At 64.9% G+C, this 686-nt stretch carries 1 protein-coding gene; it reads left to right on the top strand.

Going from position 1 to position 686, the window contains the following annotated elements:
- Positions 1 to 686, top strand: a 686-nt coding sequence (locus ABE487_RS17200) for an IS481 family transposase (protein WP_346452837.1), incomplete at both ends; no start/stop codon positions are given.

Below are 686 nucleotides of genomic sequence, written 5' to 3'. Positions count from 1 at the left end.
GACCTATCGTCAGATCGGCGATGCGCTGGGGTTGAGTCAGAGCACCGTCGCCCGGATCGTTCGACGGGCCGGTCTCAACCGGCTCTCGGCCCTGGAGCCACCGCGTCCCCAGAACCGCTACGAGCATCCCAACCCCGGCGACATGCTGCACCTGGACATCAAGAAGCTTGGACGCTTCCGGCGTCCCGGACACCGGGTCACGGGCGATCGCACCCAGTCCAGTGACGGCGCCGGCTGGGAGTACGTCCATGTCGCGATCGATGACAACTCTCGGGTCGCGTTCTCCTGCATCCAGAAAGATGAGCGGGCCATCAGCGCGGTGCATGCGCTGATCGCGGCCCTGCGCTACTACCGGACGCTGGGCGTGTCCTTCCGCCAGGTCCTCACCGACAACGGCGCCTGCTATTGCTCTGCGCTGTTTGCCCGCGCAGTCCGGCGACTGGGCTTGAAGCATCGCCGCACGCGCCCCTACACGCCGCGCACCAACGGCAAGGCCGAACGGTTCATCCAGACCAGCCTTCGAGAGTGGGCCTACGCCCGCAGCTACGACACTTCCGACCAGCGGGCTGCTGAACTGCCCCACTGGCTGCACACCTACAACTGGCATCGACCCCATGCCAGCCTCGGCTACAACCCGCCTATCTCCAGAATTCCGATAACTGTGAACAACGTGCTGGCTTTACACA

It is taken from the genome of Luteimonas sp. TWI596 (genome assembly GCF_039674105.1).
Taxonomy (GTDB): Bacteria; Pseudomonadota; Gammaproteobacteria; order Xanthomonadales; family Xanthomonadaceae; genus Luteimonas.
Note: the sequence above shows the minus strand (reverse complement) of the source record. Positions and strands in the feature narration are given on the sequence as shown.